Annotated in this window: 26 protein-coding genes, 1 tRNA gene and 1 pseudogene; 17 read left to right on the top strand and 11 right to left on the bottom strand. The window is 66.8% G+C overall.

Features of this window, described 5'->3' with window-relative positions; genetic code table 11:
* Positions 1–43 precede the first annotated feature (43 nt).
* From QQW98_RS09470 to QQW98_RS09495, 6 genes are all read left to right on the top strand, one after another.
* Complete coding sequence (locus QQW98_RS09470; protein WP_290134703.1) at positions 44–889, top strand: esterase/lipase family protein; 846 nt, start codon at positions 44–46, stop codon at positions 887–889.
* Positions 889–2,313, top strand: coding sequence for a circularly permuted type 2 ATP-grasp protein (locus QQW98_RS09475; protein WP_290134704.1), 1,425 nt, complete (start codon positions 889–891; stop codon positions 2,311–2,313). The genes QQW98_RS09470 and QQW98_RS09475 overlap by 1 nt, the downstream gene beginning before the upstream one ends.
* A 16-nt stretch (positions 2,314–2,329) precedes the next feature.
* Positions 2,330–3,274 (top strand): alpha-E domain-containing protein, encoded by a 945-nt coding sequence (locus tag QQW98_RS09480; RefSeq protein ID WP_290134705.1) that lies wholly within the window; start codon positions 2,330–2,332, stop codon positions 3,272–3,274.
* Between the two features lie 26 nt (positions 3,275–3,300).
* The gene (locus tag QQW98_RS09485) at positions 3,301–4,116 is read left to right on the top strand and encodes a transglutaminase family protein (RefSeq protein ID WP_290134706.1); all 816 of its coding nucleotides are present in this window, start codon (positions 3,301–3,303) and stop codon (positions 4,114–4,116) included.
* A 9-nt stretch (positions 4,117–4,125) separates the two neighbouring features.
* Positions 4,126–4,866 carry a proteasome-type protease gene (locus QQW98_RS09490; protein ID WP_290134707.1) on the top strand — a complete coding sequence of 247 codons (741 nt, stop codon included), beginning with the start codon at positions 4,126–4,128 and terminating at the stop codon, positions 4,864–4,866.
* 161 nt (positions 4,867–5,027) lie between these two features.
* Positions 5,028–5,717: a response regulator transcription factor gene (locus tag QQW98_RS09495; protein WP_290134708.1), complete on the top strand. Its 690-nt coding sequence runs from the start codon at positions 5,028–5,030 to the stop codon at positions 5,715–5,717.
* Here the strand turns inward: QQW98_RS09495 and QQW98_RS09500 are convergent.
* On the bottom strand, positions 5,714–6,388 hold the full coding sequence (locus tag QQW98_RS09500) for an extensin family protein (RefSeq protein ID WP_290134709.1): 675 nt from the start codon (positions 6,386–6,388) through the stop codon (positions 5,714–5,716). The genes QQW98_RS09495 and QQW98_RS09500 overlap by 4 nt on opposite strands.
* Positions 6,389–6,537: 149 nt before the next feature.
* On the opposite strand from QQW98_RS09500, the gene QQW98_RS09505 reads away from it, so the two are divergent.
* From QQW98_RS09505 to QQW98_RS09515, 3 genes are all read left to right on the top strand, one after another.
* Positions 6,538–7,668, top strand: a complete 1,131-nt coding sequence (locus QQW98_RS09505) for a phosphoserine transaminase (RefSeq protein ID WP_290134710.1) — start codon at positions 6,538–6,540, stop codon at positions 7,666–7,668.
* Positions 7,669–7,769: 101 nt separating this feature from the next.
* On the top strand, positions 7,770–9,353 hold the full coding sequence (gene serA / locus QQW98_RS09510; protein ID WP_290134711.1) for a phosphoglycerate dehydrogenase: 1,584 nt from the start codon (positions 7,770–7,772) through the stop codon (positions 9,351–9,353).
* 26 nt (positions 9,354–9,379) lie between these two features.
* Positions 9,380–10,489 carry an ATP phosphoribosyltransferase regulatory subunit gene (locus tag QQW98_RS09515; RefSeq protein ID WP_290134712.1) on the top strand — a complete coding sequence of 370 codons (1,110 nt, stop codon included), beginning with the start codon at positions 9,380–9,382 and terminating at the stop codon, positions 10,487–10,489.
* Here the strand turns inward: QQW98_RS09515 and QQW98_RS09520 are convergent.
* The 3 genes and pseudogenes from QQW98_RS09520 to QQW98_RS09530 all read right to left on the bottom strand — a co-directional run bounded on the left by QQW98_RS09520 (position 10,486) and on the right by QQW98_RS09530 (position 11,703).
* Positions 10,486–10,755, bottom strand: coding sequence for a DUF1501 domain-containing protein (locus QQW98_RS09520; RefSeq protein ID WP_290136915.1), 270 nt, complete (start codon positions 10,753–10,755; stop codon positions 10,486–10,488). The two genes, QQW98_RS09515 and QQW98_RS09520, sit on opposite strands and share 4 nt — an antisense overlap.
* 306 nt (positions 10,756–11,061) lie before the next feature.
* Positions 11,062–11,538, bottom strand: a pseudogene (locus QQW98_RS09525) (aldo/keto reductase); the annotation flags it as partial.
* A 12-nt stretch (positions 11,539–11,550) separates the two neighbouring features.
* Positions 11,551–11,703 carry a hypothetical protein gene (locus tag QQW98_RS09530; protein WP_290134713.1) on the bottom strand — a complete coding sequence of 51 codons (153 nt, stop codon included), beginning with the start codon at positions 11,701–11,703 and terminating at the stop codon, positions 11,551–11,553.
* Between the two features lie 123 nt (positions 11,704–11,826).
* Here QQW98_RS09530 and QQW98_RS09535 point away from each other — a divergent pair, with 123 nt between their 5' ends.
* The 3 genes from QQW98_RS09535 to QQW98_RS09545 are packed head-to-tail and all read left to right on the top strand — an operon-like array spanning position 11,827 to position 14,908.
* Positions 11,827–13,116: an adenylosuccinate synthase gene (locus QQW98_RS09535; protein WP_290134714.1), complete on the top strand. Its 1,290-nt coding sequence runs from the start codon at positions 11,827–11,829 to the stop codon at positions 13,114–13,116.
* A gap of 17 nt (positions 13,117–13,133) precedes the next feature.
* Positions 13,134–13,868, top strand: coding sequence for a class I SAM-dependent methyltransferase (locus QQW98_RS09540; protein ID WP_290134715.1), 735 nt, complete (start codon positions 13,134–13,136; stop codon positions 13,866–13,868).
* A gap of 50 nt (positions 13,869–13,918) precedes the next feature.
* Positions 13,919–14,908, top strand: a complete 990-nt coding sequence (locus tag QQW98_RS09545; protein WP_290134716.1) for a winged helix DNA-binding protein — start codon at positions 13,919–13,921, stop codon at positions 14,906–14,908.
* Positions 14,909–14,917: 9 nt separating this feature from the next.
* On the opposite strand, the gene QQW98_RS09550 is transcribed toward QQW98_RS09545, so the two are convergent.
* Together QQW98_RS09550 and QQW98_RS09555 are read right to left on the bottom strand one after the other, a co-directional pair.
* Positions 14,918–15,898 carry an asparaginase gene (locus QQW98_RS09550; RefSeq protein WP_290134717.1) on the bottom strand — a complete coding sequence of 327 codons (981 nt, stop codon included), beginning with the start codon at positions 15,896–15,898 and terminating at the stop codon, positions 14,918–14,920.
* 9 nt (positions 15,899–15,907) lie between these two features.
* On the bottom strand, positions 15,908–16,660 hold the full coding sequence (locus QQW98_RS09555) for an energy transducer TonB (RefSeq protein ID WP_290134718.1): 753 nt from the start codon (positions 16,658–16,660) through the stop codon (positions 15,908–15,910).
* A 97-nt stretch (positions 16,661–16,757) separates the two neighbouring features.
* Here QQW98_RS09555 and QQW98_RS09560 point away from each other — a divergent pair.
* Positions 16,758–16,833: transfer RNA gene (locus QQW98_RS09560), tRNA-Val, on the top strand.
* A 78-nt stretch (positions 16,834–16,911) separates the two neighbouring features.
* On the opposite strand, the gene QQW98_RS09565 is transcribed toward QQW98_RS09560, so the two are convergent.
* On the bottom strand, positions 16,912–17,514 hold the full coding sequence (locus tag QQW98_RS09565) for a TlpA family protein disulfide reductase (RefSeq protein ID WP_290134719.1): 603 nt from the start codon (positions 17,512–17,514) through the stop codon (positions 16,912–16,914).
* Positions 17,515–17,545: 31 nt separating this feature from the next.
* Here QQW98_RS09565 and argH point away from each other — a divergent pair, with 31 nt between their 5' ends.
* The 4 genes from argH to QQW98_RS09585 are packed head-to-tail and all read left to right on the top strand — an operon-like array spanning position 17,546 to position 21,217.
* Entirely contained in the window at positions 17,546–18,931 is a 1,386-nt protein-coding gene (gene argH, locus QQW98_RS09570; protein ID WP_290136916.1) for an argininosuccinate lyase, read from the top strand.
* Entirely contained in the window at positions 18,928–19,167 is a 240-nt protein-coding gene (locus tag QQW98_RS09575) for a hypothetical protein (RefSeq protein WP_290134720.1), read from the top strand. The genes argH and QQW98_RS09575 overlap by 4 nt, the downstream gene beginning before the upstream one ends.
* Positions 19,167–20,432, top strand: a complete 1,266-nt coding sequence (gene lysA / locus QQW98_RS09580) for a diaminopimelate decarboxylase (protein WP_290134721.1) — start codon at positions 19,167–19,169, stop codon at positions 20,430–20,432. Before QQW98_RS09575 ends, lysA begins: the two co-directional genes overlap by 1 nt.
* The gene (locus QQW98_RS09585) at positions 20,420–21,217 is read left to right on the top strand and encodes a precorrin-2 dehydrogenase/sirohydrochlorin ferrochelatase family protein (protein ID WP_290134722.1); all 798 of its coding nucleotides are present in this window, start codon (positions 20,420–20,422) and stop codon (positions 21,215–21,217) included. Before lysA ends, QQW98_RS09585 begins: the two co-directional genes overlap by 13 nt.
* On the opposite strand, the gene QQW98_RS09590 is transcribed toward QQW98_RS09585, so the two are convergent.
* From QQW98_RS09590 to QQW98_RS09605, 4 genes are read right to left on the bottom strand one after another with little or no spacing between them, the layout of a single operon-like run.
* A complete protein-coding gene (locus QQW98_RS09590) occupies positions 21,198–21,617 on the bottom strand; it encodes a PaaI family thioesterase (RefSeq protein ID WP_290134723.1) in 420 nt (139 codons plus the stop codon). The genes QQW98_RS09585 and QQW98_RS09590 overlap by 20 nt on opposite strands.
* Positions 21,614–22,093, bottom strand: coding sequence for a PaaI family thioesterase (locus tag QQW98_RS09595; RefSeq protein ID WP_319023284.1), 480 nt, complete (start codon positions 22,091–22,093; stop codon positions 21,614–21,616). The genes QQW98_RS09590 and QQW98_RS09595 overlap by 4 nt, the downstream gene beginning before the upstream one ends.
* A gap of 12 nt (positions 22,094–22,105) precedes the next feature.
* Positions 22,106–22,591, bottom strand: coding sequence for a Holliday junction resolvase RuvX (gene ruvX, locus QQW98_RS09600; protein WP_290134724.1), 486 nt, complete (start codon positions 22,589–22,591; stop codon positions 22,106–22,108).
* Complete coding sequence (locus QQW98_RS09605) at positions 22,573–23,808, bottom strand: DUF3089 domain-containing protein (RefSeq protein ID WP_290134725.1); 1,236 nt, start codon at positions 23,806–23,808, stop codon at positions 22,573–22,575. The genes ruvX and QQW98_RS09605 overlap by 19 nt, the downstream gene beginning before the upstream one ends.

The raw sequence follows: 23,808 nt of genomic DNA on the forward strand, positions 1-23,808 counted from the left end.
CGGAAACCTCGCCGCCCTGCCGCGTTCGGTCAGGGTGGCGGGGTTGAACAACCACGAGGGGCCGGGCGCAATGCCCGATGCCGATGGCGGCGCGACTTCGGTTGCGGCGCTTTCGCATATGGCGCGTGAGCGCCTGCGGCTGGCGTCCGAACCCTGCGAGGACGAGCGCGCCGGCGGCCCGGCACTGATCCGTTTCCTGGGCGAAGCGGGATGGATGATCGAGCCCTTCCGCCGCCCGTTCCGCACCATCGATATCGAACCGGCCATCGTGCCCAAGCGCGTTATGCTGCTGCCCGGTTTCGCCACCCACCCGGTGCGCATGCGCTATCTCGCCCGCCAGCTCGAACGCGGCGGCCACCGGGTCAAGCGCTGGGGGCTCGGCTTCAACTGGGGCCCCACGCAGGAGAATTTCGACAAGCTCAACCAGCGGCTCGAGGATGTCTACCTTCGCAAGGGGGAGAAGCTGATCCTCGTCGGCTGGAGCCTGGGCGGCCTGTTCGCGCGCGAGCTTGCCAAGCATCATCCCGACAAGGTGGCCAAGGTCGTCACCATGGGATCGCCCTTTTCCTACAGCCCGCGCGCCAACAACGTCTGGCGCATCTACCAGGCCATTGCCGGACACCGGGTCGACGACCTGCCGATCGAGGCCGAAGTCGCCGAAAAGCCGCCGGTCCGCACCGTGGCGCTGTGGAGCCCGCGTGACGGCATCGTCCATTCCCGCGCAGCCTGTGGGCAGGCCGGCGAGCGGGACCGCGCCGTGGCTCTGCGCTGCACGCACATGGGCTTCAACTACCACCCGCAGGCGATCATGGCCGTTGCGCGAGAGCTCGACGCCGAACGCTATTTCCCCGATGAAGCACGCGAAGACAGCGAGGCCATGACCCACTGATGGAAGACGGCGGCACTTTCGATGAAATGCACCGCGATGATGGCGACGTGCGCGAACCCTATCGCCGCTATGCCGAGTGGTATTCCGAAGCGGACAAGAAATGGCTGCGGACCAAGGGCAAGGAAGCCGAGCGGCAGTTTCGCAAGACCGGCATCACCTTCAACGTTTATGGCGAGGACGATGCCGAGGAGCGGCTGATACCCTTCGACATGATCCCGCGCGTGATCGGTGCGGACGAGTGGCGGCGCCTCAGCAGGGGCATCGAGCAGCGGGTCAGCGCCCTCAACAGCTTCATGCACGATCTCTACCACCGGCAGGAAATCATCCGGTCGGGTCGCATCCCGCGCCGCCTGTTCGAGAATAACGAGGCGTGGCTGCCGCAGATGGCGGGCTTTACTCCGCCGGGCGGCGTCTACACCCACATCGTCGGCATCGACCTCGTCCGCACCGGGCCGAACGACTGGTTCGTGCTGGAAGACAATGCCCGCACACCGAGCGGCGTTTCCTACATGCTGGAAAACCGCGAGACGATGATGGCCATGTTCCCGGAGCTGTTCCAGCGCGCCCGGGTGGAGGAAGTCTCCAGCTATCCGCGCCGGCTTGCCCGCAGCTTGGCCGCCTGCGCGCCCGATTGCGCGGGCGAGAAACCGAATGTCGCGGTGCTGACGCCGGGCATCTACAACTCGGCTTATTTCGAGCATGCCTTCTTGGCCGACCAGATGGGCGCGGAGCTGGTGGAAGGCAGCGACCTGCGCGTGATCGACGGCCGCGTCGCCATGCGCTGCACCACCGGATACGCGCCGATCGACGTATTGTATCGCCGCGTGGACGACGATTTCCTCGACCCGCTGACGTTCAATCCGGACAGCATGCTGGGCGTGCCCGGCATCATGGACGTGTACCGCGCCGGCGGCATCACCATCGCCAACGCACCCGGCACCGGCGTGGCGGACGACAAGGCGATCTACAGCTTCATGCCGGAGATCGTGGAGTTCTACACGGGCGAGAAACCGCTGCTGCCGAATGTGCAGACCTGGCGCTGCGCAGAGGAAGACAGCCTCGCCTACGTCCTCGACAATCTGCACCAGATCGTGGTCAAGGAAGTTCACGGATCGGGCGGTTACGGCATGCTGATCGGCCCGACCGCTTCCAAGAAGGAAATCGAGGAATTCCGCGCCAAGCTGAAGGCGAAGCCGCATAATTACATCGCCCAGCCGACGCTGTCGCTGTCGACCTGCCCGATCCTCACCAAGAAGGGCCTCGCCCCGCGCCACGTCGACTTGCGCCCCTTCGTGCTGGTGTCGCCCGAGGGGGTCGACATCACGCCCGGCGGGCTTACCCGCGTCGCGCTGAAGGAAGGCAGCCTGGTCGTGAATTCCAGCCAGGGCGGCGGGACGAAAGACACGTGGGTGCTGAAGGAATGAGCGGGGGGGCAAGCTGATGCTGGGGCGGACTGCCAACGGCCTGTTCTGGATGTTCCGCTATCTCGAGAGGGCGGAGAATACCGCGCGCCTGCTCGATGCGGCGATGCGGATGGCGCTGACCCGTGACGATACGGCGGCGGAGGCGGAGTGGCGTTCCATCGTGGAGACGCTTTCGCTGAGAGAAGTCTACGAAACCGCGCACGATAGCTACACCGGCGTGCAGGTGTGGAACTTCGTGCTGCGCGAGAAGAACAACCCGCGCAACGTGCTCTCCATGATGCAGAACATGCGCCAGAACGCGCGGCTGGCGCGCAACGCGATCAGCCGGGAGCTGTGGGAAGCAGTCAACGAAAGCTGGATGGAGCTGGAAAAGGCGCTGAAGCGCGCAGTCACGCCCGGCCAGCTGGGCGACGTTCTTGCGACCATCCGCCGCGCGGGCACCCAGGTCCACGGCGCGATGGAAGGCTCCATGCTGCGGGACGAAGGCTATCACTTCGCCCGCGCCGGCACGTTCATCGAACGCGGCGATGCCACCGCGCGCCTTATCGACGTGAAATATTTCCTCCTGCTGCCGTCGCTGTCTTATGTCGGCTCCAGCCTCGACACGGGACAGTGGGACCACATCCTGCGATCCGTCGGCGGGGACCGCTCCTACCGCTGGATCCACGCGGGACGGATCGACGCGCGCGGCATCGTGGAATTCATCATCCTCGACGACCGCTTCCCCCGCGGTCTTGCCTTTTGCCACGCCGAATTGCGGGATTCGCTGCGCGAACTCGCCCGCATCCATGGAGAGGAATACCGTTCCAACGAGCTCATTCGCTCGGCTGACCAGAAACTTTCAGAGACCACTGTCGACAGCGTGTTCGATCGCGGGCTGCACGAATCGCTCGTCGATTTCATCGCCCGCAACAACGAGCTCGCAGGCGCCATTGCGGAGGATTTCCGCTTCACCGTCTGACTTATCAGGCAGAAACGAACACACCCATGCGCCTATCGATCCGCCACACCACCAGGTACGAATTCGCCCGCCCGGTCGCCCACGGCCTGCAGCGCTTGCGGCTGACCCCCAAGGAAACGCAGGGCCAGAAGATCCTCGACTGGACGATGGAATATTCCGGCGCGCGCGAGGAGCTTTGCTATGAAGACCAGCACGTCAACACGGTCGTGCTGGTGTCGGTGGAAGAGGGGGCGAGCGAGGTTATGGTGACGTGCCACGGCAAGGTCGACACCGAAGACCAGGCCGGGGTGATCGGCTGGCATTCGGGCAGTCTGCCGCTGTGGTCCTTCCTGTCGCAGACGGAACGCAGCAGGCCCGGCGCCAAGATGAACGTGCTGATCGCCGATGTGCGTGCGCAGGACGGCGATCCGATAGAGCGGCTGCACAGCCTGTCCGCGATGATCCGCGACCGGGTGGAATATCGCGCCCATACCACCAGCGTTAACACCACCGCGGAGGAGGCCGTGCGCGATGGCAGGGGCGTGTGCCAGGACCACACCCATATCTTCTGCGGCGCGGCCCGCGCGCTCGGCATCCCGGCGCGCTACGTTTCCGGCTACATGATGATGGACGACCGGATCGAGCAGGAAGCGACCCATGCCTGGGCGGAGGCGCATGTCGACGGCATCGGCTGGGTCGGCTTCGACATTTCCAACGGCATCAGCCCGGATGCACGCTATGTCCGCGTCGCCACCGGGCGCGACTATTCCGAGGCTGCGCCGGTCACCGGCATGAGCTATGGCGCAGGAGAACAGGCGCTCTACGTCGATCTTGCCGTAGAGCAGCAGATCGTAGAACAGTAAGGAAAATCAATGACCTATTGCTGCGGCATGGTGTTCGACAAGGGCCTCGTCCTCATGAGCGACACGCGCACGAATTCCGGCGTCGACAATGTTTCGGTGTTTCGCAAAATGTTCACCTGGGAAGTGCCGGGGGAACGGATCATTTCGGTGATGACCGCCGGCAACCTTGCCACCACCCAGGCCGTCATCAGCAAGCTGGAGGAACGCACCAAGGCGCCCGAGGACCGCCACGTATCGCTGCTGGAAGCGCCGACCATGTTCCAGGTCGCGACCGAAATTGGCCAGCTGCTGCGCGAGACGGTGCGCAAGACGCAAAGCGAGAACAACACCAAGTCGCGCTTCACTGCCTCGATGATCCTTGCCGGACAGATCAAGGGCATGGAGCCGCGTCTGTTCATGGTCTACCCCGAAGGCAATTTCATCGAGGCGAGCAGGGACACACCGTTCTTCCAGATCGGGGAGACCAAGTACGGCCGCCCGATCCTGATCCGCGGCTACGATCGCGCGATGACCATGGAAGATGCGGTCAAACTGCTCATGGTCAGTTTCGATTCCACGCTCAAGGCCAATCTGTCGGTCGGCATGCCGCTGGACCTGCTGGTGATCGAACGTGACGCGTTCGGGAAGAGCCACGAACAGCGCATCGATTCCCATAACCCCTATTTCACCGCGATTTCGGATGTCTGGGGCGAGAAACTGCGCGACGCTTTTCACACCCTGCCGGACTTCAGCTTCGACGGATCCGGCTGAAGCTGAAGATTGCCTTCACGCGGCCTGGTAATTCAGTTCCATATTGGAGGCATCGTACACCTGTACTAAGATGTAATCCCTACGCTTTTGTACGCAATATCCCTCCACATCCGCGCCAATTACCTATGCATCTATCCTTAATGCGGGGGCAATGCAGCGGAATGACAGATCGCCAGACACTCCATATCGTCGACCGGGATGCACGCCAGCGTGCGGGCCTGGCCCACCAGCTATTCTCGCTCGGCCATCATGCCGAGGTTTATGAGACACTGGCCGAGTTGCTCTCCAGACCGCCCTCGAGCGGCTTGGTGCTGGCCAGGGACGACCAGGAACGATCGAACGGTATTCGCGGAGCCGCCTCGATCCTCGCGCAGATGGCAGAAGTCGGCGTGTGGCTCCCGCTCGTCGCGACCTCGATGGAGCGCGACATCGATGCGGTCCGCGCGGCGATGAAAGCAGGCGCGCTTGATTTTTTCCTCCTGCCACTGACGACCGGACAGCTCGAAGAAGCGCTCGGCAGCGTCGAAGTGGAGGCGGAGCGCGCGACCGAACGCCAGCGCCGCATCGTCGAGGCGCGCGATGCGCTCGGCCGGCTGAGCAAGCGCGAAAGCGAAGTGCTCAAGTTCCTCGCCGAAGGTTTCAGCAACAAGGAAATCGCCCGCGAACTGGAAATCAGCCCGCGCACGGTGGAAATCCACCGCGCCAACATGATGCTGAAGCTATCCGCGCGGCACCCTTCCGATGCGGTGCGCACACGGTTCGAGGCGAGACTGGACAACGACGGCGCGGCTGGCGCTCCCCTGTTCCGCAGAGGCCGCCGGACACCCCCCGGACCAAGCCCGGCGCACTAGCGGCAGAAACCGCCGCCGCCCTGTTCCAAGTGGAAGTGGTCGCGGTGCGCGGCGTTGTATTTGGGGCCCAGCACGGTCCCGAAGCGGCGGCAGGCGCTGTCCTGCACGCGCTGAAGGAAGCGCAATTCCGCCCCGCCGCGGGCCCAGCCGTCCTTGACCGTAATCCTGCGTCCGTCGGCAAGGACGAAGGCGGCCACGTCGATCGCCTGCGCGCTGGCATGGGCGCTGCGGCGCGACGAGCCCGCGACGTTACGACAGCTGTAGCTGCCGAACGTCTCGATCCGCACCAGCCTACTGCCGAGCATCTGCCGCGCCGCCCGGTCGACGCCATATTGCGCCCACGCGGCAAAATCGCTCGCCAGCGGGCAATGGACGGGGCCGAGATTGGTGACAAACAGCTCCCCGTCGTCCGCCGCCAGCGCGGTCAGGTTGACGCTGTTCACCGCCGAACAGCCGCGTTCGTAATAGGCATCCGTCAGCGGGGTGAAGCGCGCCTTGCGCTGGGACAGGTCGGCCAGGCACATGCGGCTTTCCGGATTGCGCGCGATGGGCGGCGGCAGCGACCTTGTGTCCCGCGCCGTGCTCGTGCGTTCGGGCGCGCGCGATTCGGGCAGGACGGAGCAGCCGGCACCCAGAAACGACAGGAGCATCATGAGGGTCAGTCGGGCCATGGCCCGATGGTGCAGGGCATATGGTTAAGATAGGCCTAACGGAACATTGCGCCGTCTCGCCGCTTGACTTTTTGCAGTGCAGCATTAGGCCCGCGAACGGGCCACGCGGTCCCAACGCCGCGCGTGCTCTCTGTAAGGAGAGTTTTGAAATGAACGACACGGACACGCCGCCGGCGCAAAAGCCTGCGCGCCCCTATTTCTCTTCCGGACCCTGCGCCAAGCCACCGGGCTGGTCTGCCGACAAGCTGCAAACCGACGTACTCGGACGGTCGCACCGTTCGGGCCTCGGCAAGGCGCGGCTGCAATATTGCATCGACCTGATCCGCGAAGTGCTGGAGGTCCCCGCCAGCCATCGCATCGGCATCGTTCCGGGTTCGGATACCGGCGCTGTCGAAATGGCGATGTGGACGATGCTGGGCGCGCGGCCCGTCACCACGCTCGCATGGGAAAGCTTCGGCTCCGGCTGGGTGACCGATGCGGTCAAGCAGCTGAAGATCGATCCGACGGTGATCGAAGCGCCTTACGGCCAGCTGCCCGACCTTTCGCAGGTCGACTGGTCGAACGACGTCGTCTTCACCTGGAACGGCACCACCAGCGGTGTGCGCGTGCCAGACGGCGAATGGATCGCCGCCGACCGCGAAGGCCTTTCCATCGCCGACGCCACCAGTGCCGTGTTCGCGCAGGACATCGCGTGGGACAAGGTCGATGTGCTGACCTTCAGCTGGCAGAAGGTTCTTGGCGGGGAAGGGGCGCACGGCATCCTGATCCTGGGCCCGCGCGCGGTCGAGCGGCTGGAAAGCTATACGCCCAGCTGGCCGCTTCCCAAGGTGTTCCGCCTGACGAAAGGCGGCGCGCTGATCGAAGGGATTTTCAAGGGCGAGACGATCAACACGCCTTCCATGCTGGCCGTGGAAGACGCGATCTTTGCGCTGGAATGGGGCAAGTCGCTGGGCGGCCTTGCGGTCATGAAGGCCCGCGCCGATGCCAATGCGGCGGCGCTCGATGCCATCGTGCAGGACCGCGAATGGCTCGGCCATCTAGCCGCCGATCCTGCGTCCCGATCCAACACCAGCGTCTGCCTGACGGTAGAGGGCGCGGACGGCGACAGGATCAAGGCCATGGCCAAGCTGCTCGAACAGCATGAAGCCGCCTTCGACATCGCCGGCTATCGCGATGCCCCGCCGGGCCTGCGCATCTGGTGCGGCGCCACGGTCGACACAGCCGATATCGAGGCGCTCGGCCCGTGGCTCGACTGGGCCTACGCGGCGACTGCAGCATAGTACGAGCCCCGGCGCAGGCCGGTGCCCGGTGCCCCCCAATCCCGTCCCCCCAATTGCACGAGGCCGCTGCTTTCGCAGGGGCTCACATCAGGACCAGCTTAATGACCAAACCCAAAGTTCTCATCAGCGACAAGATGGACCCCAACGCGGCGCGCATTTTCGAAGAGCGCGGCTGCGACGTCGATGTCATCACCGGCGAAACGCCCGAAGAATTGAAGGCCCGCATCGCCGAGTACGACGGGCTGGCGATCCGGTCTTCCACCAAGGTGACGCCGGAAATCCTCGACGCGGCCGCCAACCTCAAGGTGATCGGCCGCGCCGGCATCGGGGTGGACAATGTCGACATTCCCTACGCCAGTTCGAAGGGCGTGGTGGTGATGAACACGCCGTTCGGCAATTCGATCACCACGGCGGAACACGCCATTGCGATGATCATGGCGCTCGCCCGCCAGATCCCGCAGGCCAACGCCCGCACCCAGGCCGGCGAATGGCCGAAGAACGACTTCATGGGCGTGGAAGTCACTGCCAAAACGCTGGGCCTGATCGGCGCGGGCAATATCGGGTCGATCGTCGCCGCGCGCGCGCAGGGCCTGAAGATGAAGGTGATCGCCTTCGACCCGTTCCTGACGCCCGAGCGCGCGATCGAGATCGGGGTGGAGAAGGTCGATCTCGACACGCTTCTGGCGCGGGCGGACTTCATCACGCTGCACACGCCGCTGACGGACGAGACGCGCAACATCCTCTCGGCGGAAAACCTTGCGAAGACCAAGCCGGGCGTTCGCATCGTCAATTGCGCGCGCGGCGGGCTGATCGACGAAGCAGCGTTGGCGGAAAAGCTGGCAAGCGGCCACGTGGCGGGCGCGGCGCTCGACGTGTTCGAAAGCGAACCGGCGAAGGAAAGCCCGCTGTTCGGCCTGCCCAATTTCATCTGCACGCCGCACCTCGGCGCCTCGACCACCGAAGCGCAGGTCAACGTGGCATTGCAGGTGGCCGAACAGATGGCCGATTTCCTGGTCAACGGCGGGGTCACCAACGCGCTCAACATGCCGAGCCTGAGCGCGGAGGAAGCGCCCAAGCTGAAGCCCTATATGAAGCTCGCCGAAAACCTCGGCAGCCTCGTCGGGCAGCTGGCGCACGGCAACCTCACGAAGATCAGCATCGAGCGTGAAGGCGCGGCGGCCGAACTGTCCGGCAAGCCTATCGAAGGCGCGGTTCTGGCCGGGCTGATGAAGCAGTATTCGGACACGGTGAACATGGTCAACGCGCCTTTCCTGGCCAAGGAACGAGGGCTGGACGTACGCTCGGTCCGCCACCAGCGCGAAGGGGCCTACAACACGCTGCTGCGCGTCACCGTGGCGACTGAGCAGGGCGATCGCAGCGTAGCCGGTACGCTGTTCGGCAACGAAGCGCCTCGGCTGGTCGAGATCTTCGGGATCGGCATCGAGGCGGAATTGAGCGGCCACATGCTCTATATCGTCAACGACGACGCGCCGGGCTTCATCGGCCGCATCGGGACGCTGCTGGGCGAAGCGGGCATCAATATCGGCACCTTCAACCTCGGCCGGCGGGAAACCGGCGGGGAAGCGGTGCTGCTGCTGAGCGTCGACAGCGCCATCCCGCAGGACGTCATCGACAAGGCCTGCGCCCTGCAGGGCGTCCGCGTGGTGAAGGCACTGGCATTCTGAGGCGGGTCGTCTAACCCGCTGCCGCGATGACCGAAACCAACGACCTCCTGCCCGAAGGGTTCGCCGACCGTTTGCCGGCAGCGGCCACTGCCACCACCCGCGTGATGCGCGATGCGCTGCGGGTGATGGACAGCCACGGCTATGACCGGGTGATCCCGCCGCTGGCCGAATTCGAACAGTCGCTGGCGACGCGGATGGAAGGCGTGGGGACGGAGCGGATGATCCGCTTCACCGACCCGGCATCGCTGCGGACCATGGCGCTGCGCAGCGACATCACCGTGCAGGTCGGGCGGATTGCCGCGACCCGCATGGCCGATGCGCCGCGCCCGCTGCGGCTGTGCTATTCGGGCGAGGTCGCCACGCTCGACGGGCGCCAGCTCGACCCGCGGCGGCAGAAGCTGCAGCTCGGCGCGGAACTCGTCGGCAGCGACACGGTCGCGGCGGCGAGCGAGATCGTGGCGCTGGCGGTCGAGACGCTGCAGGCGGCGGGCGCCGAGGGGCTGACGGTCGACTTCACGCTCCCCGACCTTGTCGATACGTTGGCGCAGGACGGCCTGCCGCTGCCGGCTGACAGGATCGAGGCCGTGCGGCGCGAGCTCGACACGAAAGATGCCGGCGGCCTGCGCGATGTGGGCGGCGAGGCTTACCTGCCGCTGATCCATGCGGGCGGGCCTTTCGCCGACGCGATCGAGACGTTGGCCGGGATCGATGCGGGCGGGGCGCTTGCCACGCGCATCGCAGGTCTGAAGGAAATCGCCGCGCGGATCGACGGGGAGGCGCGGTTGACGCTCGACCCGTCCGAACGCCACGGCTTCGAATACCAGAGCTGGTTCGGCTTCAGCATCTATGCCGACGGCATGCCCGGCACGCTGGCGCGCGGCGGCACCTACCGGATCCGCGGGCTTGACGAGCCGGCCACCGGCTTCAGCTTCTATCCCGACCGGCTGATCGATGCGCTCGCGGAAACGGGCGAGGCCGCGCCGGTCGTGTTCCTGCCGCCGGGCCACGACGGCGAAGCGGCCGCCCGCCTGCGCGCCGAAGGCTGGCGCACCCGGGCCGCGCTCACCGGGTCTGACGATGCCGCCGCGCTCGGCTGCACCCACGTGCTGGAAGGCGACGAGGCGAAACCGCTCTAGGCGGCCATGAAGCCCAGGTCCGCGCTGCCGAAGCGCGCGATTTTGGGCGCGACGGTCGGCAACTCGACCGGATCGACCCCGAACCAGTTTGCCAGCGTCGCCGACATCTGGTCCACCGCCACAGCCGGCAGCAGCCGCCCGCGTCCGACCTGGTCGTCCGTGTCGACCGAGACTGCGGGTGCCTGCCCGTAATATCGCCCGCCTTTGACCGCACCGCCGACGATGAAGTGGTGCGATCCCCAGCCGTGGTCGCTGCCGCCGCACAGCCAGCTGCGCGCGCACCGCGATCAGGCGGGCGACGATTTCCAGCTCACCGGCCAGACGGTTGTTGCCACTGTGGAATTCCACCGCAAGACCTGCGCCGGACAAGGCATTGTCTACAAAACCTTCCAACTCGATCGACCGCCGGGTGACGCGGCCATAGTCGGCCTGCAATATGTTGCTGCTGTCGGCAATGATGAGCTGGCGCAGCGCATCGCTTCCCGCGCTCGAGCCATAGAGCCGCCGCGTGAGGTTCTCCACCGAGATCGCACCGTTGCCCGAAACGCGGTACGCGAACGCGTCTTCTCCGCTCAGGAACACCGCATTGGATCCTGTCCGGCGTCTTCGGCGATGGACTGGATCGCATCGTTATCCATCGTCGCGCCCTGTCCCAGGGGCGACCAGCTCTGCGTCACGATGCCCATGTCGTTATGGACCGGGCGCATGCCGCGCTGCTGGAAGGTCGGGTGCAGTTCGATCTGGTTGACGGCGGGCACGACTCCCGTCTCGTCCACCAGCCGCTTCAGGTCGTCCTCGCGGAAATTCGACGCGTCGATGGACTTCGCCGTGCCTTCGTCGCGCAGTTCGATCATGACTTTCCACGTGTCGACGAATTCGTTCTTCTGCGGGCAGGGCCAGTGGATCAACAGCAGATCGACATGTTCGGGTCCCAGCCGCTTCAGGCTGTTGGCAAAGGCCTTCTTGGTCCGGTCGAACCCCTGGCTTTCGTTACATATCTTCGCGGTCAGGAAGATGTCGCTCCAGTCCCCGATCCCTTCGCCAACGCCTTCCTCGCTCTTTTAGATGGCGGCGGTGTCGACCAGCCAGTAGCCGGCTTCCAGCGCGGTCTTGACCGCATCGGCGGCATCGTCCTGATCGATCTGCCAGGTCCCGAAGCCGAGCTGGGGAATCTGGCGGTCGTCGTTGAGGGTGAGGGTCGGTTGGTCGGTCATGGTTTCTCCTTGTATTTCCCTGCCATCGCGGGCGGCGACGTCGATATCCGCCGCTCGCCGCTTGCCTCGCTCCGCCCAGCGGCCTAGGCCCCGCGCGTTTGCGCGCATTACCGGAAAAGATAGATGGCCAACGTTACCGTGATCGGTGCCCAGTGGGGCGATGAAGGCAAGGGGAAGATCGTCGACTGGCTCGCCAGCCGGGCCGATGCGGTGGTCCGTTTCCAGGGCGGCCACAACGCCGGCCATACGCTGGTGGTGGGCGACCAGACCTACAAGCTGTCCCTTCTGCCCAGCGGCATCGTGACCGGCACGCTCAGCATCGTCGGCAACGGGGTCGTGCTCGATCCGTGGCACCTGAAGGAAGAGGTCGCCAAGTTGGAAGCGCAGGGCGTCACCATCACGCCCGACAATTTCGCCATTGCCGACAATTGCCCGCTGATCCTGCCGCTCCATCGCGACCTCGACGGCCTGCGCGAAGCGGCCGCGGGCAAGGGCAAGATCGGCACCACCGGGCGCGGCATCGGCCCCGCTTACGAAGACAAGGTCGGAAGGCGTGCGATCCGGGTATGCGACCTCGCCCACCTCGACAGTCTGGAACCGCAGCTCGACCGCCTGTGCGCCCACCACGACGCGCTGCGCGCCGGGTTCGACGAGGCCCCGGTCGATCGGGCCAAACTGGTCGAGGAATTGCGGGAAGTCGCCGACTTCGTACTGCAATTCGCACAGCCGGTGTGGAAGCGGCTGAAAAAGGTGCGCAAGGCGGGCGCGCGGATCCTGTTCGAAGGCGCGCAGGGCGTGCTGCTGGACGTCGATCACGGCACCTACCCCTTCGTCACCAGCTCCAATACCGTCAGCGGCACGGCGGCGAGCGGCAGCGGGCTGGGGCCGAACAGCACCGGCTTCGTGCTCGGCATCGTCAAGGCCTACACCACCCGCGTCGGCAGCGGCCCGTTCCCGACCGAGCTCGACAATGCGGACGGTCAGCGCCTCGGCGAACGGGGCCACGAATTCGGCACCGTCACCGGCCGCCAGCGCCGCTGTGGCTGGTTCGATGCCGTGCTGGTGCGCCAGAGCTGCGCGATCAGCGGCGTGACCGGCATCGCGCTCACCAAGGTGGACGTGCTCGACGGGTTCGAGACGGTCAGGATCTGCACCGGCTATCGCCTGCGCGGCAAGATCATGGACTATTACCCCTCGCACAGCGCCGACCAGGCGGAGGTCGAGCCGATCTACGAAGAGATGGACGGCTGGCAAGAAACCACCGCCGGCGCGCGCAGCTGGGCGGACCTTCCGGCAAACGCGATCAAGTACATCCAGCGTATCCAGGAACTGATCGAAACGCCGGTGGCGCTGGTTTCCACCAGCCCGCAGCGCGACGATACCATCCTCGTGCGCGATCCGTTCGAGGACTGAGCCGGCAGGCGCCGTCCATGACCTCGCGCGAGAAGACCACCTTCATGCCGCGCAGCGACGGGGAAGCGCGGCCGACGCCGGCGGAGCGGGCGCTGGTGGCGGGCTGGGCGACGATCCAGTGGCCCTGGCTGGTCAAGAGCCTGTGGGGCGGGCGCAAGACCGACAAGGCGGCGCTGCTGGACCGGCTGGGGCTGGCTCAGGACGCCTTGCCACACCTCGGCAGCTGGAAAGCCGACACGATCTTCTTGAAGCGCATCGTCGATCATATCGAGCAGGCTAAACCCGCACAGGTGGTGGAACTCGGCTGCGGCGCGACCAGCCTGATCATCGGCAAGGCGCTGGAACGTTATACCGACGGCGGCCGTGTCGACAGTTACGACCAGCACGGCGAATTCTGCGCGGCGACCGGCGAATGGCTGGCGGCAAACGGGCTTGACCCGCATATCCACCATGCGCCGCTTGCCCCGGCCAGCGGTCGCTGGGCCTCCCACTGGTACGACATGGGCGCTGTGCCCGACCGTATCGACATGCTGGTGATCGACGGGCCGGTGTGGACTTTCAACCCCTTCATCCGCGGTTCGGCCGAACGCTTGTTCGAGCGCATCCCGGTGGGGGGCTTGATCCTGCTCGACGATGGCGCACGGCCCGGGGAGCGGATGGTCGCCAATCGTTGGCGAAAGGCATGGCCGGACTTCCGCTTCGACTTGCTGCCGGGGCCGGCCGGCACGCTGCGGGGCGAGCGGATTTCTTGACATAGTCCCGCTTTGTTCTACGTGTGTTCTCCTAATTGGGGAGAATCGCGATGGCGCAGGCCGGTTTCCAACTTTCGGGTAATGACGCGGGCGGACATGCCGCTGCGATCGATGCGCCGTTCGACCTGTCGGTTTCCGTCTTCGCCGACCGGGCGCATGTCCACGATACGATTCGCGATGATGCGCTGGCGGCGGGCTTCCGGCTGCAGGAAGCGGGTTCGGTAGAAATACTGGTAGAGGGCAACGCGCGGCCCATCGGCGACGTGGTGCTGCTCGATTGCCCGGTGATGGACGGGCGCGCCTGCGCGGCCCTGTCCCGGCTCGACATGCGCGCGGCGAATGCGGGCTCCCAGCTGGTGGTGTCCACCTCGCTGGAGGCGCTGGAGGACGTGTTCGCCTGCCTCGACCAGTCGCAGCCGCAGATCCTCGTAAATCCCACCAGGGGAGAACGCGTAATTGCCCTCGGCCGGGTGCTCGGCACCATGCCCCGGATGCGAGCAAGGGAACTTTCGGGAGACGACCGGTTGACGCTGCTGCGACTGACCGAACAGGTCGGCCAGATCGCTGAGCGGCTGGAGGCGTTGTCGGAAAAGGACGCGGCCGGCAGCGCCTTCCGTCTCGGTTCGCCAAGTCCCACCTATCGCGGGCCGCAGGATGCCTCCAAGGCGCTGGTCAAGCCGCCGCGCCCGCCGCTGCCGGACCCGCGCCTCGTGCGGCGGATCATTCGCCAGCGGCAGCTGCGCAGCGAATTCTTCGACCGCGATCTCTTCGCCGATCCGGCATGGGACATGCTGCTCGACCTGACTGCAGCCCGCGCCGAGCATACCCGGGTGTCCGTCACCAGCCTGTGCATCGCCAGCGGCGTGCCGCCCACTACCGCGCTGCGCTGGATCGGGCAGATGACCGAAGCGGGGCTGATGGAGCGGGTGGAAGACGAGACCGACCGCCGCCGCGCCTTCATCGCGCTGAGCGACAAGGCTGCCGATGGCATGGCGCGCTATTTCGAGAAAGTCGGGGCGGACGCGTTGACCTTCGCCTGACGGCGCTGCCTAGCGGTGGTCGAAGGCCGCCTGCACGTCGGCAGGTTCGGACAGGCCGTTCGCCAGCAGGACCTGCAACAGGATGCGCGACTTCGCCGGGCCGAGCGCGCGGGCGGCGACGAAGCCGTCGGTGTCGTCAGCCGGTTCGCGGTCGACGAGCCCTTCGCCCACCCTGCTCGACCGGACCACGATCACTCCGCGCGCTGCCGCTTTCGCCAGCGCGCGCCTGACGCCCTGCGGCATGGTCCCGGCGCCGAAGCCGGCCATAACCATGCCCGCCGGATTGCGCGACAGCACGTGGTCGACCGCGTCGGCCTCCATGCAGGCGCGGGCGTAGAGAATGGGCACCGTCGGCCAGGTTTCCGGAAAGTCGAAGCGCGCGGCCTCGCCGCTGCGCCATGGCGCGCCGAACCATTCGAGCGAGCTTGGGGTCACCGCAGCGACCGCATCGCGCGGGTAGCCGCGAAACGCATCGGTCCCGCCGGTGCGCGCCTTGCGGGCGTCGCGCGCGGCGATCACCCGGTCGCTCATCACCAGCAGCACGCCCCGACCGGCCGCATCGGCGTCGCCCGCCACGCGCACCGCGTTGGCGAAGTTGCGTAGCCCGTCGCTCCCGACCGCGTCGGCAGGGCGCATCGCGCCGACCAGCACCACGGGCTTGGTCGCCGGCAAGGTGAGGTCGAGCAGCAGCGCGGTTTCCTCGGCGGTATCCGTGCCGTGGGTGATGACGATGCCGCCCACCGCGGGATCGTCCATCGCCTCAGCACAGGCCGTGTGCAGGGCGCGCCAGATGTCGGGGGTGATATCCTCCGAACCGATCGCCGCGACCTGCCGCCCCTCCAGCCGCGCCTCCAGCCCCAGCGGGCCCGCCATGTCGAGGAAACTGCCGATCTCGATCTGCCCGGGCCGGTAATCGGCCCTCGTCGCCGATCCGGCCTGCCCGGCAATCGTGCCGCCCGTTGCCAGGACGAGGATGCGGGGCGGGGTCATCCCTCGTGCCTAGAGATCGAATTTCACCAGCACGAGAAGCGGGAACGTGGCATCGCGCAATTCCGGGGCCCCCTTCAACGCGGGCTCGAACACGGCATGCTTTCGCAGCGCGGCGCAAAGTTCGGCTTCGCTGGTCTCGGTCGGTTCCTCGATCTCGGCGCGACAACTCGCAATCCGGCCGGCGCGGTTGATCTGCAGCTCGTTGGTTACGATTGCCACCGGGGCCGGCGGCATGTCCGGCCGGATGCCGATCGCCGCAAGAAGGTCCTCCGCCCAGAGTTCGAAGTTCAAGGGGACCGGCCCGGTCAACCGGAGCACGTTGTTACCTTGGGGAATCTGGTATCTGATCGCGGTGCTGCAATTGCTCGCAACCGGTTCCCCATTCAGGTCCAGCGCAGGATTGAACTGCGCAAACCGGACCATGCCGTCGCAGGCGGCCGTGTCGAGTGCGGCGCTACCGTTGCTTGTCGTCAAGGTACAGCTGTCGACCCGGCCATCGGTGTTGACGGTTACCCGCAACCGGACATTCCCTTCCTCGAGGTTCCGCAGGGCCGCGGCCGGATAGTTCTCCTGGATGCTCCTCGCCCAGCGCCCCTGATGATGTGGTGAGACACCGCCAGGAACTTCCGACGGCGGCGGAACGGGCGCGGTCTTTCTTTCCACTTTGGGTTCGCCGGCGCGTTCCTGGCCAAGCGCACCGGCCGGCAGGACAATAACGAAGAAAGCGAGGGGCAAAGCGACCGCGGGGAGGGATTTTCTCATGCCATCGTCATGGCTTCGCCCGATTGAACGGTCAACCGGGCCAACTCGCGGCTTGACCCTGCCGCCATCCGCGCGGTAACGGCGCGGCACCGAACAGGGGCGGTTAGCTCAGCTGGTAGAGCATCTCGTTTACACCGAGAGGGTCGGCGGTTCGAACCCGTCACCGCCCACCAGTTTCAGCAAGACAATTTCATCCGGGGGAGGAAATTGCGCTGAAACTCCCGAGCGGAGCGAAGGTGCGCCGAGCCCGCTTAACCACCTCCCCCTTTTCCGCCGCCAAGCGCCTCTTCCACCAGCGCGCGGGATTCCGCGTCGGTCCAGTCGCGGTCGCCGGAGTAGCGCCACAGCTCGCGCCCGGCGGCATCGTACAGCACGGTCAGCGGCAGGCCCACGTTGACGCCGTAAGCGCCGGCGAAATCGGCGTCCGGGTCCAGCCACGGTTCCAGCTTCGCGAAACCGGCCTCTTCGAAATAGGGGACCACTGCCTCGGCACCGGTCAGGTCCTGGCTCACGGCCAGCACCTTCAGCTCGCCCGCATACTCGCCGGCCAGCGCGTCCAGAGTCGGCATCTCCGCTTTGCACGGCGCGCACCACGTCGCCCACAGGTTCACCAGCACCGGCGCGCCTTCCAGCGAGCCGGGGTCGAGCGTGCGCCCGGCAGGATCGGTCAGGACGGTGTCGGGCAGGGGGCTTCCCGCGGCGCTGCGATCCAGCCCGGCAACGCCCTGCTTGGCCGGGGCGGAGTTTTCCTTCGGTTGCGCGCCCCTGTCGCTTTGCCTATCGCAAGCCGTCATCGGCACGGCGAGCAGCGCGGCCAGCAAAAGGGCGGACATGGCAGAGGAGGATAGCGACATTCCGGGCTCCGGCTCTGCCGCCAGCAACAGCATGTGGGGCGGCAGGTTCGCCGGTGGACCTAGCGCGATCATGCGCGAAATCAACGCCTCGATCCCGTTCGACAAGCGGCTGTGGCGCGAGGATATCGAGGCGAGCAAGGCGCATGTCGCCATGCTGGGCAGGCAGGGCGTGCTGACGGCAAGCGACGCGCAGGCGATCGCCGAGGGGCTCGACCGGGTCGCCGCCGAGTATGAAACGAACGGCGTGCCCGAGGACTGGGACCTCGAAGACATCCACATGACCACCGAAAGCCGGCTGGCCGAACTGATCGGGCCGGTCGCCGGGCGCCTCCACACCGGGCGCAGCCGCAACGACCAAGTGGCGACGGATTTCAAGATGTGGGTCGATCAAGCCATGTGGCAAGCCCACGATGATCTGCACCGTTTGCAAGAGGCCTTGGTGAAAAGGGCGGAAGAGCATGCGGATTCCATCATGCCCGGCTTCACCCATTTGCAGACGGCGCAGCCGGTCACGCTAGGTCATCACCTGATGGCGTATTACGAAATGTTCGAGCGGGATAGGAGCCGTTTCGTGTCGGCAGCCGTAAGGCTCGGCGAATGCCCGCTCGGCAGCGCAGCACTGGCGGGCACGGGGTACGACCTCGACCGCGAATTCACCGCAGACTTGCTCGGCTTTGCCAAGGGTCCGACGCGCAACAGCCTCGATGCCGTCAGCGATCGCGATTTCGCGCTGGATTACCTGCATGCCGCCAGCACTTGCGCCATCCACCTGTCGCGCCTGGCGGAAGAGTTCATCACCTGGGCCAGCCAGCCTTTCGGCTTCGTGCAGATGCCCGACACGCTGAGCACCGGCAGCTCGATCATGCCGCAGAAGAAGAACCCCGACGCGGCGGAGCTGGTGCGCGGCCATGCCGGGCGGATCATCGGTTGCGCCACCGCGCTGATGGTGACGATGAAGGGCCTGCCGCTCGCCTATTCGAAAGACATGCAGGACGACAAGCCGCCGGTCTTCGAAGCCGCAGACCTGCTGACCCTGTGCCTCGCCGCGATGGAAGGCATGGTGGCGGGCGCGACGTTCCGCACGGCGCGCATGCGGCAGGCTGCGGAACTGGGCTATGCCACCGCGACCGACCTTGCCGACTGGCTGGTGACGAAAGCCGACGTGCCGTTCCGCGAAGCGCATCACATCACCGGCGCGCTGGTGCGAATGGCGGAGGAACGCGGCTGCGCGCTCGACCAGCTGCCGCTCAAGGACATGCAGCAGGTCGACCCGCGTATCGACGCCAGCGTCTTCGATGCGCTATCGGTCGACGCATCGGTCGCGGCCCGCAAGAGCTTCGGCGGAACCGCGCCGGACCAGGTTCGCGCCCGGATCGCCGAAGCGCGCGAGGCGCTTTCAATGGAGGACGAGGAATGAGCGGCAGGCCCCTGATATTGCTCGCTGCACTGGCGATATCCGCCTGCGGTTCGAAAGCCCCGCTTGAACCGGTGGCGGGCGAGGCGCTGCCGCCGCGGCCCTATGGCGCGGACTATACGCCCGATAGCGAGGAGCTGCTCGAACCGGCGGTAACCGCCGTGCCCGCCCGCGACATCGAACTGCGCGAACGATCTGAGGAGCGCGAGGACGACCCCTTCGACCTCCCGCCCGAATAATGGACCATTTCGCCCTTCGCGACGGCGTCCTCCATGCAGAGGACGTGCCGCTGCCGGCCATCGCGGACGCAGTGGGCACGCCGGTCTATGTCTATTCCCGCGCCACGCTGGAACGCCACGCCCGCGTGTTCCGCGAGGCGGTGGCGGGGCTGGGCGAGGGCGAGCCGCTGGTCGCCTTCGCGGTCAAGGCCAACCCCAACCTCGCCGTGCTGAAAGTGCTGGCGCGCGAGGGACTGGGGGCCGACGTCGTCTCCGGCGGGGAGCTGGCCCGTGCGCTCGCCGCCGAGATGCCGCCGGAAAAGATCGTCTTCAGCGGCGTCGGCAAGACCCGCGCGGAACTGGAGCAGGGGCTGGATGCCGGCATCTTCCAGTTCAATCTCGAAAGCGAGGAAGAAGGGGTTGAACTGGCAGGGATCGCCCGCGCGCGCGGGATCGAGGCCCGCTGCGCCTTGCGGATCAATCCCGATGTCGATGCGGGCACCCACGACAAGATTTCCACCGGCAAGGCGGACAACAAATTCGGAGTGCCGATCGGCGAGGCGGAAGGCATCTTCGCCCGCCTGTCCGCGCTGGGCGGGCTGCGCCTGCGCGGCATCGCGCTCCACATCGGAAGCCAGCTGGGCGAACTCGAACCGCTCGAAACGGCTTTCGCAAAGGTCGGCAAGCTACTGGAATCGCTGCGCGCGGCGGGCCACGACATGCGCCATGTCGACCTCGGCGGCGGGCTCGGTGTGCCCTACAAGGACGGCGAGCGCTTCCCCAGCCCGGCGGAGTATGGCGCGATGGTGGCGCGGGCGACCGCGGGCTGGGGCGTGCGGCTGGTGTTCGAACCGGGCCGCGTGATTGCCGGCAATGCGGGCGTGATGCTGACGCGGGTGATCCGCAAGAAACAGGGCGTGCGCGACCCGTTCCTGGTCGTGGATGCAGCGATGAACGACCTCGCGCGCCCGGCGCTCTACGGCGCATACCACCATTTCGTCGCGGTCGAGCCGCGCGGCGCGCAGGAAACGGCGAACATCGTCGGCCCGATCTGCGAAACCGGCGACACGTTTGCCATGGGCCGCGAATGCGACGCGCTGGAGGCTGGCGAGCTCGCGGTCTTCCGCACCGCCGGCGCTTACGGGGCGACGATGGCGTCGAGCTATAACTCGCGCGGCTTCGTGGCCGAAGTGCTGGTCGATGGCGACAAATTCGCGGTGGTCGCGGACCGGATCGCCGCGGGCGCGATCATGGATGCGGAGCGCGTGCCCGAATGGCTGGCATAGGCAGCCTGCCGCTGTTCCACCGCGTGGACGGCACGCCCGTCATCGTCCTTGGGGAAGGGCCTGCCGCAGAACCGAAACGGCGGCTGGTCGAACGGGCCGGCGGGCGGATCGTGGACGACCTGCAGGCCGGCGTGGACGAAGGCGCACGGCTGGCATTCGTGGCGCATGACGATGTCGCCCGGTGCGAGGCGGACGCGATCCGCCTGCGCTGCGCAGGCATCCTGGTAAACGTGGTCGACCGCCCCGAACTGTGCGATTTCACCACCCCCAGCATCCTCGACCGCGAGCCGGTGCTGGTCGCCATCGGTACCGGCGGCGCATCGGCGGGTCTCGCCAAGCAGCTGCGCCTGCGGCTGGAAGGGTTACTGCCCGATAGTCTCGGTACGCTCGCCAACGGCCTTTATGCCGCGCGGGCCAGCCTGCGCGCCCGCTGGCCGGACGGGGGCGAGCGCAGGCGCGCACTCGATGCGGCCCTGTCGGCAGGCGGCCCGCTCGACCCGCTGGAGGAAGGCGCGCACGATCAGCTGTCCGATTGGCTGGCGGGAGAGGCGATGCCGATGGCGACCGGGCGGCGCGAGATTGTGCCGGTGTCGGACGATCCCGACGACCTGACGCTGCGCCAGCTAAAATGGCTCGGCGCCGCCGATGCGATAGTGGTCGAGGACGGGGTGCCCGCCCGCATACTCGGCCGCGCCCGCGCCGATGCGCCGCGCCTGCCGCTGGCTTCGGGCGTTCCTGACGAAGGCCTGGTGGTGGTGGTGCGCGCTACGCGTCCGACAGGATGAAGTTCATCACTGCCGTGGCGACCGGTTTCGCGCGGTCGGACTGCCATGCCTCGATATCGACATTCGCCGTGCGTCCCCCGGCGCGGGTGACGCGGCCGACCGCATAGGTCGTTTCCGAGCGCGCGCCGCGCAGGAATTGCACCGTCACGTTGACCGGCTTTAGCTTCGCGGCGCGGTCCTGCAGCGCGAGATGGGTCTGCAGCGCGGTGAAACCGGCGATTTCGAGCAGCCCGCTCGACGATCCGCCGTGGAGGTAACCGGGCCGCCCCTCGACCCGCTGGCCGAACGGCATGGCGATCACCGGCATGCGGCCCTCGACCCGGTCGACCGACAGGCCCAGCCCCTGCGCATAGGGGGGCAGCGCATCGGCGACGCGGGCGATGATCTCCTCTTCGGTCACGATCCGGGCTTATCCACGAACATGAATTCGCCCGCGACGTGCGCGACCGGATCGTCCGGATCGCCGTCATGCGCAAAGCCGCGCACGAAGGCGATGGACTTCGTTTGCGTGTAGCATTCGCCGTGGCCGACCACGGTGGCACCCTTGCGCGCGGGGCGCATGTAATCGACGCGCAGATCCACCGTGACCATCGAGATGAAGCGGCGGTTGCGGTGCCAGATCGCGCTGGCGGTGGAGATATCCATCAGCGAAACGATGGGGCCGGAGGCGAGGATGCCGCTGTCCGGCTGGCCGACGAGGTCTTCGCGCCAGGGCAGCTGCAGTTCCACCCAGTTTTCCCCGTGGTCGCGGTACTGGATGCCGAGCCAGCCCATGTGGCCGGACGACAGCATCATCGGCGCCGCACGCGCGATGTCGAAACCCGAATTGTTGGCTGGCCTGCCGCTCATGGCGGTGCCGTTATCGGTTCCTGTCACTAATGCAAGGCCTTAGAACGCGGCGCCGGCCATGCGGTCAATCGCGCCTTGGAGGATCACTGCCGCGGCGTGGCTGTCGATCATCGCGCGCCGTTTCGCGCGGCTGGTGTCCTGCGCGATCAGGTCCCGTTCCGCACTCAGGGTGCTCCAGCGTTCGTCCCACAGCAGCACCGGCAATTCGAACGCTGCGGCAAGGTTTCGGGCATAGGCCCGGCTGGCCTGTGCGCGCGGGCCTTCTGTCCCGTCCATGTTGAGCGGCAGGCCGATCACGACCCCCGCAATACCGCGCGCTTTCGCCAGTTCTCCCAGCACTTCCCGGTCGCGGCCGAACTTGCCGCGCGGCAGCGTCTTGCCCGCCGTGGCGAAGGCCCAGCCGGCATCGCACGTGGCCGTGCCGATGGTCTTGGTACCGAGGTCGAGCGCCAGCAGCACGCCGCCATCGGGCAGCGCATCGGCGAACGCGCGCGTATCGTCGGTGATCAGCGGGCCGCCAGCCATGCGGACACCCGGCGCTCCACGTCACTGCGCAGGTCCTGCCAGAACAGCGGGATGTCGTAGACGTGGTAATTGTTGCCCGGCAGCACGGCGTTGCCCATGTCGGGCGGGTCGGTGATCAGCAGCAGACCGCGCTCGTCGCAGCGCGCGCCCACCGCCTGCGGCTGCAGGGTGGCGGAGGAGAAGCTGCCGTCCGGCACCAGCGTGCCCGTGTTGGCGCTGGCCGGGGCGGAGCCGCCGACGGTGCCGGTGATCGGGTTGACGCACAGGATCGGGCTGTCGCCGCGCACCTGGCCATCGTACCCCTGCGTCATCGAATAGCGCTGCAGGACCATGCGCGGATCGGCCGGCTCCGCGAAGCTGACCCAGGCGCTGAGACAGGCGGGCTGGTCCGGCGTGGCGCAGGCGGGGAAGCCCACTTGCGGCAGGTCGCGGTCGACCGAGATCGGCCAGCCGACCGGGTACACGGCGGCGATACGGCCTTCGAGATCGGTCCCGCGCACCTTTTCGCGCAGCAGGGTCAGGATGTGGAGCGCACCCTGGCTATGCCCGGCGAGGACGATGGGCGTGTCCGCATCGACGGTCTCGGCAAACAGGTCGAAGGCCATCTCCACGTCGCGGTAGGCGGCGTCGATCGCCATCTGCGCTTGCGGCTGGTCGGTCAGGAAGGCGCCGACATGGGCTTGCCGGTATTTGGGAATCCAGATTTCGCGCGCTTCGCCGAAGGGGCTGGCGAGGCCGCGGATGAACAGACGCGCGCGGTCTTCCGCCTCCGTGTTGCCCAGCGCGGCATTCCATTGCGCACCGCCGGCGATGGCATCGGGGATATAGCTGGTCGGATGGACGAAGAAGAGCGCGAAGCCGGTGCCGTCCGGCGCGGCGATGTCGGGCGTGGCGGCCGGTGAGGGTGAGGGCGAGGGCTCGCTTGGCGTGGGCAACAGCGAACGCTCCGCCGCCGGGCGATCCGGCGTGGGCGCTTCATCGCCTGCCGAAGCGACGTCGGGCCGGTAGCGCGCCGGATTGTTGCCGAGCCCGGGCCGCGCGTACCACATGTCCGGGTCTTCGTAGGCGTTGGCTGCCAGCGCATCCTGCTCCACGAATTCGCCGCGGGGGACGAAGGTGAACTCGGTCGCTTCCTTCGACCAGATGTTGAGCGCCACCATCGCCGCGATCACCACGACGATGCAGAAGGTGACGAAATAGAGGAACTTGCGCGCCAC

This window comes from Alteriqipengyuania flavescens, assembly GCF_030406725.1.
Classification (GTDB): domain Bacteria; phylum Pseudomonadota; class Alphaproteobacteria; order Sphingomonadales; family Sphingomonadaceae; genus Alteriqipengyuania_B; species Alteriqipengyuania_B flavescens.

Bases quoted from the DNA above. Each gene is read 5' to 3' on its own strand.
- QQW98_RS09485 (WP_290134706.1), top strand. From the start codon at position 3,301: ATGCGCCTATCGATCCGCCACACCACCAGGTACGAATTCGCCCGCCCG.
- QQW98_RS09475 (WP_290134704.1), top strand. From the start codon at position 889: ATGGAAGACGGCGGCACTTTCGATGAAATGCACCGCGATGATGGCGAC.
- QQW98_RS09535 (WP_290134714.1), top strand. From the start codon at position 11,827: ATGGCCAACGTTACCGTGATCGGTGCCCAGTGGGGCGATGAAGGCAAG.
- QQW98_RS09505 (WP_290134710.1), top strand. From the start codon at position 6,538: ATGAACGACACGGACACGCCGCCGGCGCAAAAGCCTGCGCGCCCCTAT.
- QQW98_RS09545 (WP_290134716.1), top strand. From the start codon at position 13,919: ATGGCGCAGGCCGGTTTCCAACTTTCGGGTAATGACGCGGGCGGACAT.
- QQW98_RS09555 (WP_290134718.1), bottom strand. From the start codon at position 16,660: ATGAGAAAATCCCTCCCCGCGGTCGCTTTGCCCCTCGCTTTCTTCGTT.
- QQW98_RS09565 (WP_290134719.1), bottom strand. From the start codon at position 17,514: ATGTCGCTATCCTCCTCTGCCATGTCCGCCCTTTTGCTGGCCGCGCTG.
- QQW98_RS09495 (WP_290134708.1), top strand. From the start codon at position 5,028: ATGACAGATCGCCAGACACTCCATATCGTCGACCGGGATGCACGCCAG.
- QQW98_RS09585 (WP_290134722.1), top strand. From the start codon at position 20,420: ATGGCTGGCATAGGCAGCCTGCCGCTGTTCCACCGCGTGGACGGCACG.
- QQW98_RS09490 (WP_290134707.1), top strand. From the start codon at position 4,126: ATGACCTATTGCTGCGGCATGGTGTTCGACAAGGGCCTCGTCCTCATG.
- QQW98_RS09550 (WP_290134717.1), bottom strand. From the start codon at position 15,898: ATGACCCCGCCCCGCATCCTCGTCCTGGCAACGGGCGGCACGATTGCC.
- argH (WP_290136916.1), top strand. From the start codon at position 17,546: ATGTGGGGCGGCAGGTTCGCCGGTGGACCTAGCGCGATCATGCGCGAA.
- QQW98_RS09540 (WP_290134715.1), top strand. From the start codon at position 13,134: ATGACCTCGCGCGAGAAGACCACCTTCATGCCGCGCAGCGACGGGGAA.
- QQW98_RS09515 (WP_290134712.1), top strand. From the start codon at position 9,380: ATGACCGAAACCAACGACCTCCTGCCCGAAGGGTTCGCCGACCGTTTG.
- QQW98_RS09530 (WP_290134713.1), bottom strand. From the start codon at position 11,703: ATGACCGACCAACCGACCCTCACCCTCAACGACGACCGCCAGATTCCC.
- QQW98_RS09480 (WP_290134705.1), top strand. From the start codon at position 2,330: ATGCTGGGGCGGACTGCCAACGGCCTGTTCTGGATGTTCCGCTATCTC.
- QQW98_RS09575 (WP_290134720.1), top strand. From the start codon at position 18,928: ATGAGCGGCAGGCCCCTGATATTGCTCGCTGCACTGGCGATATCCGCC.
- lysA (WP_290134721.1), top strand. From the start codon at position 19,167: ATGGACCATTTCGCCCTTCGCGACGGCGTCCTCCATGCAGAGGACGTG.
- QQW98_RS09500 (WP_290134709.1), bottom strand. From the start codon at position 6,388: ATGGCCCGACTGACCCTCATGATGCTCCTGTCGTTTCTGGGTGCCGGC.
- ruvX (WP_290134724.1), bottom strand. From the start codon at position 22,591: ATGGCTGGCGGCCCGCTGATCACCGACGATACGCGCGCGTTCGCCGAT.
- serA (WP_290134711.1), top strand. From the start codon at position 7,770: ATGACCAAACCCAAAGTTCTCATCAGCGACAAGATGGACCCCAACGCG.